General features: G+C 43.2%; 14 protein-coding genes. 11 read left to right on the top strand and 3 right to left on the bottom strand.

All coding sequences use genetic code 11. The features are described from left to right. Positions 1-21 precede the first annotated feature (21 nt). The 4 genes from FDK13_RS28410 (at position 22) to FDK13_RS28395 (ending at position 4,297) form a co-directional block, all read left to right on the top strand. Positions 22-1,275 carry an MFS transporter gene (locus FDK13_RS28410; protein ID WP_137343411.1) on the top strand — a complete coding sequence of 418 codons (1,254 nt, stop codon included), beginning with the start codon at positions 22-24 and terminating at the stop codon, positions 1,273-1,275. 45 nt (positions 1,276-1,320) lie between these two features. Continuing rightward, the gene (locus FDK13_RS28405) at positions 1,321-1,629 is read left to right on the top strand and encodes a hypothetical protein (protein ID WP_137343410.1); all 309 of its coding nucleotides are present in this window, start codon (positions 1,321-1,323) and stop codon (positions 1,627-1,629) included. Positions 1,630-1,652: 23 nt separating this feature from the next. Further along, a complete protein-coding gene (locus FDK13_RS28400; protein WP_137343409.1) occupies positions 1,653-2,219 on the top strand; it encodes a cysteine hydrolase family protein in 567 nt (188 codons plus the stop codon). Between the two features lie 437 nt (positions 2,220-2,656). Continuing rightward, a complete protein-coding gene (locus FDK13_RS28395) occupies positions 2,657-4,297 on the top strand; it encodes a M20/M25/M40 family metallo-hydrolase (protein ID WP_137343408.1) in 1,641 nt (546 codons plus the stop codon). Positions 4,298-4,393: 96 nt separating this feature from the next. On the opposite strand, the gene FDK13_RS28390 is transcribed toward FDK13_RS28395, so the two are convergent. Continuing rightward, positions 4,394-5,059, bottom strand: a complete 666-nt coding sequence (locus FDK13_RS28390) for an NAD-dependent epimerase/dehydratase family protein (RefSeq protein WP_137343407.1) — start codon at positions 5,057-5,059, stop codon at positions 4,394-4,396. Between the two features lie 634 nt (positions 5,060-5,693). On the opposite strand from FDK13_RS28390, the gene FDK13_RS28385 reads away from it, so the two are divergent. The 7 genes from FDK13_RS28385 (at position 5,694) to FDK13_RS28355 (ending at position 14,980) form a co-directional block, all read left to right on the top strand. Then, positions 5,694-6,368: a response regulator transcription factor gene (locus FDK13_RS28385; protein WP_137343406.1), complete on the top strand. Its 675-nt coding sequence runs from the start codon at positions 5,694-5,696 to the stop codon at positions 6,366-6,368. Continuing rightward, positions 6,365-7,630 (top strand): sensor histidine kinase, encoded by a 1,266-nt coding sequence (locus tag FDK13_RS28380; RefSeq protein WP_170982938.1) that lies wholly within the window; start codon positions 6,365-6,367, stop codon positions 7,628-7,630. The genes FDK13_RS28385 and FDK13_RS28380 overlap by 4 nt, the downstream gene beginning before the upstream one ends. A gap of 72 nt (positions 7,631-7,702) precedes the next feature. Further along, on the top strand, positions 7,703-9,076 hold the full coding sequence (locus tag FDK13_RS28375) for a TolC family protein (protein ID WP_137343404.1): 1,374 nt from the start codon (positions 7,703-7,705) through the stop codon (positions 9,074-9,076). A 6-nt stretch (positions 9,077-9,082) separates the two neighbouring features. Further along, a complete protein-coding gene (locus tag FDK13_RS28370) occupies positions 9,083-12,223 on the top strand; it encodes an efflux RND transporter permease subunit (RefSeq protein ID WP_137343403.1) in 3,141 nt (1,046 codons plus the stop codon). Continuing rightward, positions 12,198-13,337: an efflux RND transporter periplasmic adaptor subunit gene (locus FDK13_RS28365; protein WP_170982937.1), complete on the top strand. Its 1,140-nt coding sequence runs from the start codon at positions 12,198-12,200 to the stop codon at positions 13,335-13,337. Before FDK13_RS28370 ends, FDK13_RS28365 begins: the two co-directional genes overlap by 26 nt. Before the next feature lie 208 nt (positions 13,338-13,545). After that, positions 13,546-14,529, top strand: a complete 984-nt coding sequence (locus FDK13_RS28360) for a DUF1259 domain-containing protein (RefSeq protein WP_310588088.1) — start codon at positions 13,546-13,548, stop codon at positions 14,527-14,529. A 4-nt stretch (positions 14,530-14,533) separates the two neighbouring features. Next, a complete protein-coding gene (locus FDK13_RS28355) occupies positions 14,534-14,980 on the top strand; it encodes a chromate resistance protein ChrB domain-containing protein (RefSeq protein WP_137343401.1) in 447 nt (148 codons plus the stop codon). 96 nt (positions 14,981-15,076) lie between these two features. Here FDK13_RS28355 and FDK13_RS28350 read toward each other — a convergent pair whose 3' ends face one another. Together FDK13_RS28350 and FDK13_RS28345 are read right to left on the bottom strand one after the other, a co-directional pair. After that, positions 15,077-16,240 carry a sialidase family protein gene (locus FDK13_RS28350; RefSeq protein WP_137343400.1) on the bottom strand — a complete coding sequence of 388 codons (1,164 nt, stop codon included), beginning with the start codon at positions 16,238-16,240 and terminating at the stop codon, positions 15,077-15,079. Continuing rightward, a complete protein-coding gene (locus FDK13_RS28345) occupies positions 16,237-17,469 on the bottom strand; it encodes an AGE family epimerase/isomerase (RefSeq protein WP_137343399.1) in 1,233 nt (410 codons plus the stop codon). Before FDK13_RS28345 ends, FDK13_RS28350 begins: the two co-directional genes overlap by 4 nt. Between the last annotated feature and the right edge of the window lie 12 nt (positions 17,470-17,481).

Here is a 17,481-nt window from a genome sequence, read left to right as displayed (position 1 = left end):
AATATATAATGTTTGGTAATCATGAGGACAGAACGTATAACAAGCACCTTCCGCGCATTTGAAAACCGCAATTATACATTGTTTTTTTGCGGTCAATCGGTTTCACAGATTGGCACCTGGATGCAGCGCACTGCTGTTAGTTGGGTCATATATTCGATGACGCACTCGGTCTTTATGCTCGGTCTGGCGGTATTTGCCCAACAGTTCCCCTCCTTTTTGCTATCCCTTTTCGGCGGAATCGTTTCCGATCGGTACAGTCGTTATAAAATACTGCTCGTTACCCAAACTGCCTCCATGATACAGGCGGTAATGCTGGCCACTTTAATCCTTCAAAATCATTATGTGATTTGGGAAATATTAACGCTAAGTGTTGTGCTTGGTATCATCAACGCCTTCGATGTACCGGCCAGACAACCCATGGTGCACGACATGATCAACAACAAGGAAGATTTGCCTAATGCGCTGGCACTCAATTCGGCCATGGTCAATATTGCCAGGCTTGTAGGCCCGGCATTATCAGGCATCGTGCTAAATGAATTTGGAGCAGGCATCTGCTTTTCAGTAAATGCGGTAAGCTTTGTTGCTGTAATCGGCTCACTTCTGCTGATGAAACTACCAGCATTTCAACCGCCATTAATAAAAAAGAAAGTCATCACCGAGCTTGCCGAAGGATTTGCCTACCTGAAAGACACACCGCTGATTGGCCTGGTCATGCTGATGCTCGTCCTATTAAGCCTTTTTGTCCTGCCTTATGATACGATGATGCCCGTTTTTGCCAAAATTATCTATAAAGGCGACGCGGCTACTTATGGTTATATCAGCAGTTTCATAGGTTTGGGTGCCATTATGGGCAGTTTATTTATGGCATCCATTAAAGAGGTAAGCCACTTAAAACTGGTACTGCTGGTAAGTGTTGCCATTTTGGGGGCAGGATTGATCTTTTTTTCCCGCATTCAATATTTACCGGCCGCGATACCCTTTGCTATTGTCATAGGATTTGGATCGCTTTCCCCGATGACGGCCGGCATTACGATAATACAGATGCAGTCTGCTCCCGAAATGCGCGGCCGCGTGATGAGTTATGTCGCGATGGCTTATTTTGGAATGCTGCCTTTGGGGAGTTTGCTTGTCGGGATGGTTTCTCAAAAAGTCTCCGCTCCGCTAACCATGTTTTACCAGGGAATACTCGCCCTGATTATCGCTGCAATCTTTTCAAAATATATATTAAAACAATTCGGCGAAACCAGACCGAATGACAAAAAAGCAGAAAAATAAATCCATTCTAACCAGTCACATCTTTCATCTAAAACACTCCTATTTATGGCATGGTATCACTATTTCAGCAGCTTTTGGGCCGGTATGTTCCTGGCAAATTTTGTCCCTCATTTTACCAAAGGAATAACCGGAGACACTTTTCCAACACCTTTTTCAAACCCGCCAGGAAAAGGTTTATCTTCGCCGTTGATCAATATTCTTTGGGCATTTTTTAATCTAACCGCTGCCTGTTTTCTTATCAAATTAGGGAAAGTTTCAACGGATGACAATCTTTCAACAGGTCTTTTTTTCGCAGGCTTTGCACTGATAAGCATTTGGTCTTCAATACATTTTACCCGTAAAGACAAAGTTTAAGTTTTCAGATTTATATGATAAAAATGGAACAAAACACAAAAAATACTGCACTTTTGGTCATGGATTTACAGACAGGAATCCTGGCGATGCTGGCCGATAAGCAGAAACTCATCGGCAATGTGGCGGATGCTATTGCCACCGCCCGCAGCCATGGAATTCCTGTCATTTACGTAACGCTGGGTTTCAGAGCAGGACTGCCTGAAATCAGTACGAACAACAAAGGCTTTACTGCATCCAGTCCGATGTTATCAGAGGTCAATATGGAAGAATTCACGAAAGTCTATCCGGACTTGGCGCCTCTTCCAGGCGATATAACCGTCACTAAACGCCGTATCAGCGCATTTACAGGAAGTGATCTGGAAGTGGTTTTAAGAGCAAAACGGATCGAACATCTTGTACTGACCGGAATTTCTACCAGTGGAGTTGTATTGTCCACCCTTCGCGAAGCTACTGATAAAGACTATCGGCTGACCGTACTCGCCGATTGCTGTGCTGACGCGGACGAAGAAGTCCACCGCGTTTTGACAACTAAAATTTTCCCAAGACAGGCGGAAGTAATTACTGCTGAAGCCTGGAACTGGCTGTTTTAAAACAATTTGGGAATAAGTTAACTTTGAGATCTCAGAAATGCCTGGTTGAAAGTCAGTATAGCTGGTCAGGCGTACATTCTTAATCATTTCTGATACCATTTCTGTTTCTCGTTTGAGGCTGCAAACTGGTCCAATGATTCAAGCGGTTAGGAACAACAGAAGCTGAGTCGGTTAATATAGCCAGGCGAATTCTGCATGATAACGCCGTAGACCTGTTTAAAATTAAATGATTATGAACAACCACTAACCCCGGACGTGTAATTACTTTTGGCAGGATCTCATTACCAAAAATTTCCTTTATTTATAAATTCGCTATATTGAGATAATTACCAAATGCATGAAAAGCCGACTACCAATTTTAACAGCATTCGGTTTTTGGTTTGCACTATCAACAATACCTGAACTAAAACTCTTAAACTGAGCTCAGACTACAATCTATGCGAATCCCCTGTTTTCTCTCGATTTCCGCTTTTTTCATTTCGTTCATCCCGGCTTTGTCTCAGGATCTCAAACTGGATAAAAACACAAAATACGCTTTAAGCAAAGTGGACACGGCAAGAATAAAAAGAGACATTACATATCTGTCAGATGATAAATTGAAAGGAAGACTTCCCGGAAAAGAGGGTTATCAAATGGCTGTTGATTATGTGGTAGAGCAGTTTAAACAAACAGGATTGATACCATCAGGAGACAACGGGACTTTTTTGCAAAAACTGATTCTTCGCAAAGCGACCGTTAATACCAGCCTATCATCAGCGATACTCAAAGACAAAAATGGCAATCAGGATACACTTGTCATTGGCAAAGAAATTACATTATTTCCAAATGCACTGCAAAATAAAGTGCTGGCAGAAGCCCCGCTGGTATTTGCAGGCTATGGAATCGATGTTCCGGGCAAATATTCGGATTATGACGGAATAGATGTAAAAGGAAAAATTGTAGTTGTCTTGTCTGGTGCTCCTAAAAGTCTGCAGTTACCTTCAAGTATCCAGGCGCATTTCGGCAATCCTGCTGCCAAAATGCGCATCGCAGCAGCCAAAGGCGCAATTGGTATCATCATGAGCACAGATACTCCCGGCCCGGCCAGCACTTTGGGAAGCGGCGTGACGCTCGCAATGGATACCGCCAGAACTTCGGCAATAGGCCGTAATTCGATAGGAAAACTTCAACTCAGCGCGCGTGTACCTTACAGTGAACTAGCACGAATCTTTATGAATTCGAAAAAAAATCTTAAACAGGTTTTAGCAATTTTGGAGCAAGGTAAATCATCCTCTTTTGAATTTCCCTTATCTATCCTTGTACAGTATTCAAGTGCGTATAAAGATATGGAAAGCTATAATGTCATTGCGAAAATTGAAGGAACAGATAAAAAGCTAAAGAACGAATACGTGATCCACACCGCACATCTGGACCACTTAGGTATTGCGCAGCCAATAAAGGGCGATTCCATTTATAACGGGGCACACGACAATGCATCCGGTGTGGCTTGTCTGCTGGAAATTGCCAGAACCTATAAAAAGACGGGTGTGAAACCCCGCCGCTCGATTTTGATTGTAATGACAACCGCCGAGGAAATGGGACTGCTGGGATCTGCGTATTTTGCAGCATATCCTACGGTACCGAAATCACAAATCGTTGCTGACATAAATACCGATATGCCTACACTCATTGCTCCGCTTTTATCGGTTGCTCCATTAGGTGCGGAGCATTCCGGTCTGGACAAAAGTGTAGATTTTGCATGTGCTCAGCTGGGTATTGAAAAACAAAAAGACCCTATGCCCGAAGAAGCCAGGTTTGTCCGTAGTGACCAGTACAGCTTTGTATTGGAAGGTATACCTGCACTGCATATCAAGTATGGCACAAAAACCATGGATCCGTCTTTCGATCTTGTAAAATTTACGAAGCAATGGAGAGACGCCAATTATCATAAGCCATCAGATGAAATCACCAACAGCTTTGATTTTAATGCCGCAAAAAAATATGTGCAGCTCAATTTTCTGATCAGCTACTCCATTGCGCAAACAACCAATAGACCAAAATGGAATGCCGGTGATTTTTTTGGAACGGTAGTTGAGTAAAAGATCCATCGAATCAAGCTTAACAAAATGAAACATGGGTTCTTTATCCACTTTTAGCAGCATGTCATCTGGCCCGTTTTCTAATAGCAGTTTGGCTCAATTTATATTAGCCAATTCTTTTATATCCGCTATTTCCAACACCTGCTTAGAATAACCAATTACGACAGCATTGACCATAGAATATGCTATTTCTTTAAATGTAACCGCACGTTTTGGTGATAAGAAAGCAATCGTCCTGACAATAAAACCGTAAAAAGGTTTGACATTCTTTTGACCTTCCGAGGGTAACATGGCTCCCGGGCGGTAATTGAATTCCTTTCTGAACGGCAATTTCATTAACCCATTCTCAGTCTTCCCCTTCACTCTCGCCCACATTACCTTTCCTTTTTCCGAACTGTCGGCATGGCTTCCGGAAACAAAATTGAAAACCAGATCCGGATTGTATGCCAGCAGCACCTTTGCAAACTGCATAGTCGTCTCGTATGTGATATGTGAATATTTGAGCTCATTCATGCCGGCAGAACTAATTCCTGCGCAAAAAAAACAGGCATCGTAGCCCGACAAATGTTTTGCAACCGCATCCGGATTCATAAAATCAGGCACTATCAATTCCCTCAATTTGGGATGTTGCAGGTCAAAATGCCTTCGGTTTACCATCAACACTTCTTCAACATTGGCATGGTTTAAAGTTTCAAGAAGTACACCCTCTCCTACAAAACCAGTTGCTCCCGTCAGGATTATTTTTAAGCTTTTGTCGTTCATTTTCCCTCAATTTGTCAGTACAAAAGTCGTCAAATAAAACTCATGAACCTTTGTTGTAAGGTTTTATTTTAAGTGCTCTAATCCTATTCTTAATACAGGTGTCCAATCCAATGAGCGAGGGGCATTTTTTGTTTTTATCCTTTATAAAAAGTGCTTTTAAAGCGCTCAAAAGCATTTATTTGTTAGATTCCGGTTAAGCTCTTGCCCTAATTATAATGTTAAATACAAAAAATGTTCTGACATGCCATTAAATTGGTTTGTTTAGAGTTTTGCTAAGTCCACTTTTCTGGAAAATACGCGTTCAGATATTATTCTCAATTACAGCTACAAATATATTTTTATAATTTTCTGTAATTAGATTCTGTGTAGCACTAAACTGTACTTTAAAATCATTGGATTGTGCTACAACTCAAAAATAGAATTGAAGGTGAATCCTGGCTTGGATTATACGAAAATACTACGGGTTATAGGAAAAACTCTAAATTCTGTTGTTATCATAGATACGATATATATCCAAAATTAGAGGAAGAATAATAAATAAATACTTTGAAAAGTAAGTGACATACATTACCAAGAACTTCATATCGTCAAAATTTCTCCAAAATTGTCCAGTACCTTAGCAAAAATTCTTGAGATGAAATTACTGGTTATTGAGGATGAAGAAAGCTTGCTGCAAAGTATCGTTGAATACTTTACGCTGGAAGACTTTTTGTGTGAAGGAGCCGGTTCTTTTCAGCAGGGAATTGAGAAGATGGAAGACTTTCAATACGATTGTATTATTCTGGACATTAACCTTCCTGGCGGTAGCGGGCTGGATCTCCTAAAATATTTGAGAAAAAATAAGAAAAGCGAAGGGGTGATTATCATCTCTGCCCGAAGCTCACTGGATGATAAAATTGCTGGCCTGGATCTGGGCGCTGATGACTATCTCACAAAACCTTTTCATTTGTCCGAACTGTTTGCCAGGGTCAAATCACTGATCAGGCGCAAATATGCGTCCGGTTCGGATACACTTGAAATCAACCATATGAAAGTGGATTTACTTTTAAAAACTGTTGAATGGGCTGGAAAGCAAGTGGTTCTTACCAAAAATGAATATGACCTGCTGCTTTTTATGCTCACCAATAAAAATCGCGTAGTCAGCCGACAAGCCATTGCTGAACATATATACGGAGAAGAAACCGACAATCTCGCCTCCTTTGATTTTGTGTATTCACATATAAAAAACCTGAAGAAAAAAATGAAAGAAAAAGGATGTGGCGATTTGATTCAAACGGTGTACGGACTAGGTTACAAGCTTTCGATATGACCAAAACGCTGGAACAAAAAAATACCCGGTATCTTTTGATATGGCTGCCTCTTGTGCTGCTTGTTGGCTCAATATTATTTTACGTTATGCTTGTTTTCCATGCGCACCATATGCAGGAAAAGCAGCTGGACCTCAAACAAGCCAACATATGGAAAGCTTTCACGCTACACCCTGAATCTATGGTTCTGCATATTGCAGGCGAGTATGATATCGATGCAGATAAGCGTATTAGAAACGATCTGCCTAATCAGCCGCGCGATACCAGTTTATTTGATCACGAAAAAAAACAATTCGTTGAATTTGCAATACTGACAAGACAAATGAATTGGAAGGGGAAACCCTATGGGCTAACCACCTATGTTTCTTCCAAAGAAGTTTCACACTTAATTATTAAGGTCTTCCTTGCGGAGATCGTTATCCTTTTATTTCTACTTCTGGCCATCGTACTTGTCAACCGAAGGAGCTCACAAAGGCTTTGGAAGCCATTTTTTCTTACACTAGAAAAAGCAGCTGCGTATGATGTAGTACGTAATCCTTCGATGCATCTGGACTCCCGGACCGGAATTACCGAATTCAATCAACTGAACCATGAGCTGAATGAGCTGGTCGAAAAAGTGAACACAGTGTATACGAATCAAAAACAATTTGTTGAAAATGCATCCCATGAGATGCAGACACCTGTGGCCATTATCCGATCAAAAATTGAGTTTCTTATCAATGATCCGGCTTTAACCGAAAGAACGGCAGCTTTACTGGCCGACATTACAGCTGCGAATGAGAGATTGAGCCAGTTAAATAAAAACCTGCTGTTACTGGCCAAGATTGATAACAATCAGTTCCCACAAGTGGAACAGGTCAATATTTCACTGGTGCTGGAAAAAATACTTGAAAATTACCAGCAACATTATGAGAATTTCCCGGCATTGACAAAATCTATTCAGCCACAGATCACCACCGTTGCCAATCTTTCTCTGGTTGAAATCCTGCTCAGTAACCTGGTGGCTAACGCGGTGGTCCATAATATTGCCAACGGCAGTATCCATGTGGAGTTGGATACCCAAAAACTGGTGATTGCCAACACAGGAAATGAGGTTAAAGGCGATCCTGAGCAACTTTTTGAAAGATTCAAAAAAGGTGACGATGCATCTAAAACCACCGGACTCGGGCTGGCATTGGTCAAACAAATTACCCAGTTACACCAGCTCAGAATTCAATATAAATATGAAAAAGCTGAACACCGCATCACAGTATTTTTCAATTAATACCCAAGCCTACAAAGTTTCTCCAAAATCAATAAATAGTTTCGTCTTCGTCTTACAAAAAGTTTACCATTTATGCCATACTTAAAAATAACGAGCACATTCATTTTGTTGTTATTTTCCTATTTAGTCTATGGACAAAAAGCAGATACAATTGTTACCTTACGTGAAGCATTGCTGCTTGCTGAAAAGAATTATCCGTTGCTTAAATCCAAGCATTATGAAACAGAAGCGGCAAAAAAGGACGTTGCGCTCAGCAGAAATACGATTATCCCTTCACTGGATCTAAGCTACCAGGCAAATCTGGCAACTTATAACAATATTACGGGAATGCTTAATCCATCGGGTATCTTTCCAATCAGCGGCCCACCTTCCGCCGAGAATAAGTATCAGCCCGTTTTTGGCAGCGCTGCCGGGTTTTCGATGAATTGGCAGGCCATCACGTTTGGTCAGCGCGAAGCGCAAACCGCCTATGCAGCCGCCGGGGTCACTCAAAAGGAAGCAGACTTGAAAATGGAATTGTTTAGACATCTGGCCAATGTGACCAATACTTATCTGGATGCTGCATTGGCAAAGCAGCTGATTGCCGTAAACCAAAAAAATATTAAAAGGGTTGAATTTGCTTTGATCCAGTCACGCACACTAACTAGTAAAGGACTCAGACCGGGTGTTGATACGGCATTGTTTCAATCGGAGCTTTCCAAAAGCAGGATTGACCTGCTGAATGCCAGGGAGAAATTTGACACCCAAAAAATATTACTTTCTCAGTTTTTGGCAACAGTTGAAGATGTTGATACAAAGGATAGTCTATTCTTTGAACAGTTCCCACAAACGCGTTCAACAATCTCATCCGATTTTAGCATTCACCCTTATATAAACTATCCGAAAAGCCTGGAAGGTTACAGCCTGGCGAAAGAGAAGTTAATCAAACGTTCCTATCTACCTAAGATAAACATATGGAGCACTGCCTATGCCCGTGGTTCCGGAATTAAGTATGATGGTACCGCGAATTCCGTTGACGGCCTGGGCTTTAGCCGTTTCAATTACGGTCTGGGCTTCCAAATCGTTTATCCCTTGTTAAAATTTTCGGATAGAAACCTGCAAATCCAGCAGCAGGGCCTGATGACGCAGTCCATTCATCAAAAACTGGAAGAGAACCTGCTTATTCTAGACAAGAAAAACCAGATCAGCCAGGTGACTTACAACAATGCCTTTCTGATCGCTACCGAAACAGCTACACAGTTACAATCTGCTCAGTATGCTTTCAAAGCAATGCAAATCAGATATAATACCGGTCTGGTGAATTTCAGTGACCTTATTCAAGCCCAGTATAATCTTTTAAAAGCAGAAACCGATTCCAGGCAGTCTTATTGGTATATCTGGAAAGCACTGCTGAACAAGGCTGTCTCACAGGGCGATATCAACATATTCTTAAATGAACTGAAATAGAAAGTTATGCTTCAACTCATACGTTTTGCATTAAGGAAACCCGTCCTTATCATGGTTGCCATTGTGGGAATGTTATTCTTCTCCATTCTGGCCATCAGAAAACTGCCCATTGACATATTTCCAAAAATGGGAACGCCCACTATTTATGTGGCACAGACCTATGGCGGATTATCGCCACAACAAATGGAAGGTTTTCTTGCTTCCTATTACGAGTATCATTTCCTGTACATCACCGGCATCAAATTCGTTGAAAGCAAATCAGTCCAGGGCGTATCGCTCATTAAATTGCAATTTCACGAAGGGACCGATATGGCGGGTGCCATGGCTGAAACCATTTCCTATGTTAACCGTGCGCGCTCCTTTATGCCCGCAGGGACGTTTCCGCCCTTTGTAATGCGCTACGATGCAGGCTCACTTCCGGTTGGCCAGCTGGTTTTCAGCAGTGCTACCCGTTCACTGAATGAAATTCAGGATCTGGCATTGTTCAAAGTGCGGCCCATGTTTGGTGCCTTGCCAGGTGTTTCGGCACCACCACCTTTGGGAGGAAATCAGCGTACGATCCTGATCAAAGCAAACCCTGAGCGGCTAAGAAGCTACAATATTTCACCCGATGAACTGGTAGCAACCATCGCCAAAAACAACGTACTCCTACCCGCCGGTAATGTGCGTATTGGTGATCAAACACTGATCACGCCCTCCAACAGTGTGGTTGATAATTTTAAGGAATTGGAACAGATCGCCGTAAAAGAGGTAAACGGGACATCTGTTTTTGTTCGGGATGTGGCCATTGTAGAGAATGGGGCAGACATTACATCCGGTTATGCGCTCATCAACGGTAAGCGTTCCATTTATATTCCGGTTACCAAACGGGCTGATGCTTCAACCTGGGATGTTGTGCAGCATATTAAAGAAAACCTTCCACAAATGCAGGCTGCTGTTCCCGACGACATCAAAGTATCCTACGAGTTTGACCAGTCAGGGTATGTGATCAATTCCTTAAAAAGTCTGCTTTTTGAAGGTGGTCTGGGGGCTATCCTAACCGGACTTGTCGTACTGCTGTTTCTACGTGATGCCAGAAGCGCGCTCATTGTCGTACTCACCATTCCGCTGGCATTGCTGGCAGCCGTCGTGGGACTTTATCTGGCTGGGCAGACCATCAATATGATGACGCTGGGTGGACTGGCACTGGCAGTCGGAATTTTGGTTGATGAAGCCACCGTAACCATTGAAAACATCCATCGGCATCAGCAAATGTCCAAATCCACATCAAGGGCGATCCTGGATGCATGCCTGGAAATTGCTGCGCCTAAACTACTGATCCTGCTTAGTGTACTCGCTGTGTTTTTACCCGCTTTGTTTATGACAGGTGTACCCAAAGCGATGTTTATCCCCTTGTCCTTATCGGTTGGATTTGCCATGATCGCATCCTTTCTGTTGTCGCAGACATTGGTCCCCATTTTAGCTAACTGGCTTTTTAAGAATGAAATAACAACAAAATCAGAATCTTCCTTTGATCAGTTTAGTGAAAAATATGGTAAAACGGTTATGCGTTCTGGCGTTATAAAATTCATCGCTCCGTTGTTTATCATCCTTTTCGTTGGCGCTGCGGTTCTTTTGTACAATGTATCAGGCAGAGATATCTTTCCCAAAATCGATGGCGGCCAGTTTCAGCTACGTTTAAGGATGCCGACAGGGACACGGATCGAAAGAACAGAGGATGCCACAAAAAAAATGCTTGGACTGATTAGCGGCCTGGCGGGAAAAGAGAATATTGCCATCACTTCCTGCTTCGTAGGTCTGCAACCATCTACGTACGCGATCAATTCGATTTTTCTTTGGACGAGCGGGCCCCATGAAGCCCTGCTAAAAGTGAACCTGATGAAAGGTTCAGGCATAAACATTGAAACGTTGAAAGAACAGATCAGGGATAAGGTAGTCAAAGAGATCCCCAATGCTGCAATTTCTTTCGAACCGGCCGATCTGGTGGACCAGGTGATGAGCCAGGGATCTAACACGCCCGTTGAAGTACTGGTGCAGGGGAAGGATCTCACCCAAGGGAGGATTTACGCAGAACGGCTAAAATCTGAAATGCAAAGAATTGGTTTTTTACGGGACGTACAAATTGGCATCCCCCTGGATTATCCAAGCATTCAGATCAATTATGACCGGGTCCGAATGGGGCAAATGGGTCTTTCGATCGAACAGGCCGGAAAGTCGGTCACTGCTGCCGTTTCATCGAGCCGTAATACCCAGCCTGTTTACTGGCTTGACAAGGCAGGTGGTAATTCTTTTCAGGTGCAGGTAGAATATCCGCAGTATATGATGAACAGCCCTGAGCAGATCGAACAAATTCCTATCAGTAGTACCAATGGAAACAATCTGTATCTACGTGATATTGCTGATTGGAAAAAAACCAATTCAGTGGGCGAGTACGACCGGATGAACCAACAGCGGTTTATCACTGTAACAGCAAATATTTACAACCAGGATCTGGGCGCAGCTGTAAAGCAGGTGAACCAGGCCATTACCAAACTTGGTGAACTGCCACATGGTATGAAAGTCTATATGCGTGGACAGTCTGATTTATTGACCCAAACTTTAAGCGAACTGTCCATTGGCCTGCTGCTGGCAGTGACGGTAATTTTCCTGATGTTATCGGCTTATTTTCAATCACTAAGAATACCGCTCATCGTGTTATCGGTTATTCCTGCCGTGGTAACCGGCTCGTTGCTGCTACTTTTTGTGGCGGGACATAGTTTAAATATTCAGTCTTTTATGGGTTGTATCATGGCCATCGGGGTTTCTGTAGCCAACGCAATCCTGCTTGTAACCAATGCAGAAGCCATTCGAAAGGAGAAATTATCTTCACAAAATATAGGTATTCAGGCAGCAAAAACCAGGCTTCGTCCTATATTGATGACCGCTATTGCCATGGTAGCAGGTATGATACCGATGGCAATTGGCATCGGTGAAGGCGGCCAGCAAACGGCACCTTTGGGTGTAGCTGTTATCGGCGGCTTGATCTTTTCAACGATAAGTACATTATTGATCACGCCCCTGATCTATAACGCCTGGATTGGCAACAAAAATTACGTAGACGTTTCCCTTGATCCTGATGACAATGAAAGCAAAAACTTTGGCCAGTAAAACAACGAATGATATGATTAGAATTTTCTTTTGCAGTTCCGTCTGCATGTTGCTCTTCTATGCTTGCAATAGCAAAGAGGAATCAGGCGCCAAAACCGCTGACACTAAACCGGACGGGAAAGATTCGGTAGCGATTTACATTGCAAAAAGTGATTCGGTCGAAAAAAAAATCACTTTACCTAGTGAATTGCTGCCTTATGAACGGGTAGAAATCCGTTCAAAGATTCAAGGCTATTTGAAAAAGATAAACGTTGACATCGGAAGCAGGGTGCGTAAAGGGCAATTATTAGCTCTTATCGATGCACCGGAAATTGCTTCGCGTCTAAGCGAGGTTACCGAAAAAATCCAGTCTGCCAAAGCTAAATATTTAGCCAGTAAAGACAATTTTGAGCGTATTTATTCTGCTTCTCAAACCGACGGTGTCATTGCGGCCAGTGAGCTGGATAAAGTTAAAAATCTCTTTATGGCAGACAGTGCAGATTATAAAGCCGCTATCTTCACTGCTGCTACTTACAAGCAAATGGGGAATTATCTGGCGATCACAGCACCTTTTAACGGAGTGGTAACCAGGCGCAATGCGCATGAGGGTACTTTTGTGGGAAACCCCGGTGAGCTTCCACTTTTGGAAATTGAAGATAATTCCCGGCTAAGACTTCGGGTAGCTGTTCCGGAGGTATATACTGGCACCAGCTTGAAAAAGCAAAGCATCAAATTCACAACCAAAGCGATGCCTGAAAAGGTATTTGATGCCAAACTGGTCCGTAAATCAGAAAATATTGACAATGCCACCCGGAGTGAAATTTGGGAATTTGAAGTACTCAACCCAGATAAATTACTGAAAGCAGGCATGTATGCTGATGCCAGGCTAGTTGTTCAGCGTTCGCAACCAGGCGTTACCTTACCATCATCCGCTATTGTAACCACTTTAGAAAAGAAGTTTGCCATTAAAATAAAGCAGGGAAAGACGGAGTGGATTGACATCAACCAGGGACTTAATCTGGGAGACAAAATTGAAGTATTTGGCAATATCATGCCCGGAGATACGCTGGTACTAAAAGCCAATGAGGAATTAAAGGCAGATGTTTCGGTTATTGCAAAGCCTGTCAAAAATTAGTTGGAGTATTTTCAAAATGGTCCGAAGAAAGAAATTATTCTCTCAATTAGAGATTTGAAGTCATAAAATTCCATCAAACCCAGGCATGGACTGGAATCTAATCTGTCGCCAAGGATTATAGTCTGGCCCGAAAAGAAATAGTGGATAAAGTCAATCAGCTCATTTTTTAGCTTCAAAAAAATAATTAAATCACACTTTTAATAACCATATGATGAACAGCAACTCCTTTTCACGAAGAAACTGGCTTAAAACCAGCACCTATTTTACCGTTGCCGGATTGGCAAGTATGAAAGCTGTGAAAGCTTCGACGATTGCCAAAACACCTGCACTGACCAAGGAAGAGATTGCAGCGATTGAAGCCGCCATGGGTAAAAAAGGCAACTACAATGAAGGACAGGCGGTTCATACCACTCCACTTCCGCGCAACGATTTGAAGGTTACCATCAAAGGCGAACCTGTTCCAATCCCATTTGGTTTTGGCGGATGGGCATCTATCAAAAAAACAGTGGATGGAAAATCAGCCGTTTTGATGAGTGATACTGTTTTGCTGGAAGAAGAAGTGAATCCCTTGATTTCAGCGGCGCATGCCAACGGCCTTGAAATAGGGGCTATCCACAATCACTTTTTCTATGAACAGCCACGCATATTCTACATGCACATGCATGGCATGGGCACGCCGGAAGAGCTGGCCAAAAAATTTGCGTCAACCATTAAAGATGCCAAGATTTCACCTGCAAACCAGCCTGCACCTTCCGCACCACCTACCACTACCGGAAAAGAATTATTTGATATTCCCGCATTGGATGGCATTGTCAAATACACTGGAACGGTGAACGGACCAACCTATAAATATACAGTTGGACGGGATGACCTCACGGTAATGGCCATGGGTGCAGAAATGACGGCTGCCATAGGTCTGAACTCCTGGGCAAGTTTTGCCGGCAACAAAGATAGCGCGCATGTGGCTGGCGATATCGCTATGCTGGAAGAAGAAGTAAACGCTGTTATCAAAGTACTGCGCATCAATAATCTGGAAGTGGTAGCGCTCCATAACCACATGTTCGGAGAAAACCCAAGGATTATTTTCCTTCATTATTATGGGCGCGGACCGGCCGCCACACTGGCCAAAGGTTTCAGGGAAGCATTGGATGTGCTTGGCAAATCAGGAAAAGGCACACACTCAACGCACTGACAAAATGAAATGCATCACCCGCGAACGTCCGAAAATCGATAGGATCGCCTGCCCCTGGCTGGTAAAGAATTTCGTGGATCCGGAGGCGATATTTTACTATGTCCCCAAAGACCAGGTTTTTGATAAAGCATCAGAACCGGATGCAATCCCCTATCATATAGACGGCGCTGAGTATTCCCATTATGGTGACCAGTGCAGTTTTGATTACATCGTTGCCAGGCACAAGATCACGGATCCGGCAATCCATCAACTTGCAATAATTGTCAGGGCGGCCGACACCGACCGCTTTGAAATGGCCCCGCAGGCTGCCGGACTGTGGGCTATTTCAGCAGGTCTTTCGCATACCATATCAGATGACCATCAAATGCTTGAAGTTGGCCTTAAAGTTTACGATGCGCTTTATGCCCGGGCTAAATACCTCCAAAAAGAAAAACACGTATGGAAACCGTAACGCAAACCCCGACAAGCAGATACAGTCTGAGAGATCTTACAAAATACTTTTTATTTGAGGTTTTTGAAAGCAGTGATACAGTTTTTTTATAAGTACTTATTTATTTCCCCAAGTCATTTCCTTAAAAACAATCGATTTGTAATCATTAAATTCATATAAAATCCCGACACTTTTTTTAGCCGTTTTGACAATATCAGAATAAGCGGTGTAATCCTTTTCACCTTTGCTGCTTTTATCGATTACATAGTGTTTTTTCCAGGTTTTGCCGTCATCAAAACTGATGCGCAAGGTGAGATTATCACGACTTTTTGTGTCTGCAGCGTTAGAAAAAGCGAGAATATTCTGTTTTTTATTTTTTCCGATAGTCAGGATGCTTCCCTCACAAACCGGATCCGGCAAATTACGGTCAAAGTAAGTAGTATCCCATTTTACTCCGCCGTCGCTGCTAATAGCTACAATTCTAGCTCTCACATCACCTTTTTGGTTACGTGCATTGAACATAATTCTCCCGCCCGAAATTTCCGCCGCTGTGGATTCATTGGAACCTTCAATGGAAATCGTCTCACTGATTTTAAATGTCTTTCCATGATCATCACTGTAAAACCCATGCGCCTGGTAGTCCGCCCCTTTGGGTTTTGGTTCTCCCTGAGAATGGTTGGCAGCGATGTAAATCCTGCCCTTGTATGGGCCTTCCATCAGTTGCATTCCGTGCCCCGGCGTGTTTGCATAACTCCGCCAGTCTTCACTATAATTATAAGCCGCGTTGACCTCTGACTGTTTAGGCTTGTGGACCTGGGTTGTAATGTTTACAGGATCAGACCAGCTTATACCTGCATCTACCGAAGTTTTATACCAGACTTCCCGTAATCCTTTCCCCTTCCTGACCTCTCCCTCGTGGTTGTTTCCTGTGTTGAAAAACAGAAAAAGCCTGCCTTTCGGAAATGCGGGATCTGTCAGATCTATCACGGGTGCCGCGTTACCTGCCTGCAGATTGTCATAGCCCGCTACTACTTTCGCAGCTGACCATGATTTACCCTTGTCTTTGCTGCGCTTCATAACAATATCAATGTCTCCAAAGTCACCGCTCCCGGCTACTCTTCCTTCTGCAAATGCCAGCAAATCTCCGTTTGACACACGAACGATTGCAGGTATACGGAACGATTTGTAACCTTCTGTCCCGGAGATAAAAACAGGCGTCTGAGCATGAAGTGTTACCCCGCAGATTAAAAAAGTGATCAGAGTTAAATTATTGATTTTCATATTTCAATGCTTTTGTTTTCAATTTCAAAAATATCCCTGGCAAAACCGGTTCCGGTAACCTCTTTCATAAGCTGAGCGCAATACCACTCCTGTCTTGGCAAATGAAAAGGACCTTTAAATAAATTGCCTTTTGCAGTTTGGGCTACGCTGCCATCGCGATGCAGATAACCGAACCATTCTCCGTTTTTTTTGTCGTGAAAATGGTCATAGGCATAATCATGAACCATTTGATGCCATTTCGCGTACTTTTCATTTCCGGTAAGGGTATAAGCCAGAAGGGTAGCAATAATTACTTCATTATGCGGCCACCAGAATTTCATATCCTGCCAATATTCCTGCACGGGCCTATCATAAACATCTCTGAAATAGAAAATACCGCCAAACTCTTTGTCCCAGCCACGCTCCCACATATAATCCAGCATTTTGCACCCAAGCTCAATTAAATGCGGATCGTTATTTCGGTATTTTGCTTCATGCAAGATAAACCAGGCACCTTCAATGGCATGGCCTGGATTCAGCGTGCGGCCATCAATATGATCAATAATGCTGCCGTCTGGAGCTACCTGCTCCATCACACATTGGATATCGTCTTTAACAAAATCAGTTTCGATTTCCCGGATAAACTGTTCAATAAGCCCGTCACAACGCGGATCGCCAATAGTTTCGCGAAGCTGCTGAGCGGTGTTCATCAGGATCATCGGAACGCCTATTCCCTTAGCTGGCCGCGTTGAAGCAAACTTGGGTTCCAACAACCCCGGAACGGTCGCATAATCAATGCATTTCCCAAACAGCTCACGCGCTTTTTCAGCTGCTGCCTGATCACCACTTGCTTTTGCATAAGCTGCATTGGCGATCACAGCAAAGGTTTCCGAGAAAAAATACCGTCGTTTACGGATTGGTTCCCCTAATCTTGTAACGTGAAAAAACATGCGTCCGTCTGTATCGAAACAATATTTGTTCAGAAAGTCGATACCTGATTTGGCACCTTCCAACCACTCTTTTCCAGGCTCAACCGTGTTGTACAAAGTTGCTAATAACCAGGCGGCACGGCCCTGGATCCACACGGCCTTATCATCATCGAGCAGCGTCCCATCGTGATCGCGCATCAACAAATACCCGCCATGCTCCGGATCCAACGACCTTGGGAACCAAAAAGGAACGGTATCCTCCAGCAACTGCTGACTGTAAAAAGCACCCAGCTTTTCCAGATCATTTTTTGTATAACTCATTTATTTCGAAAT

The organism is Dyadobacter frigoris (assembly GCF_005280585.1).
Classification (GTDB): domain Bacteria; phylum Bacteroidota; class Bacteroidia; order Cytophagales; family Spirosomataceae; genus Dyadobacter; species Dyadobacter frigoris.
This window is presented reverse-complemented; position numbering and strand designations above follow the sequence as displayed.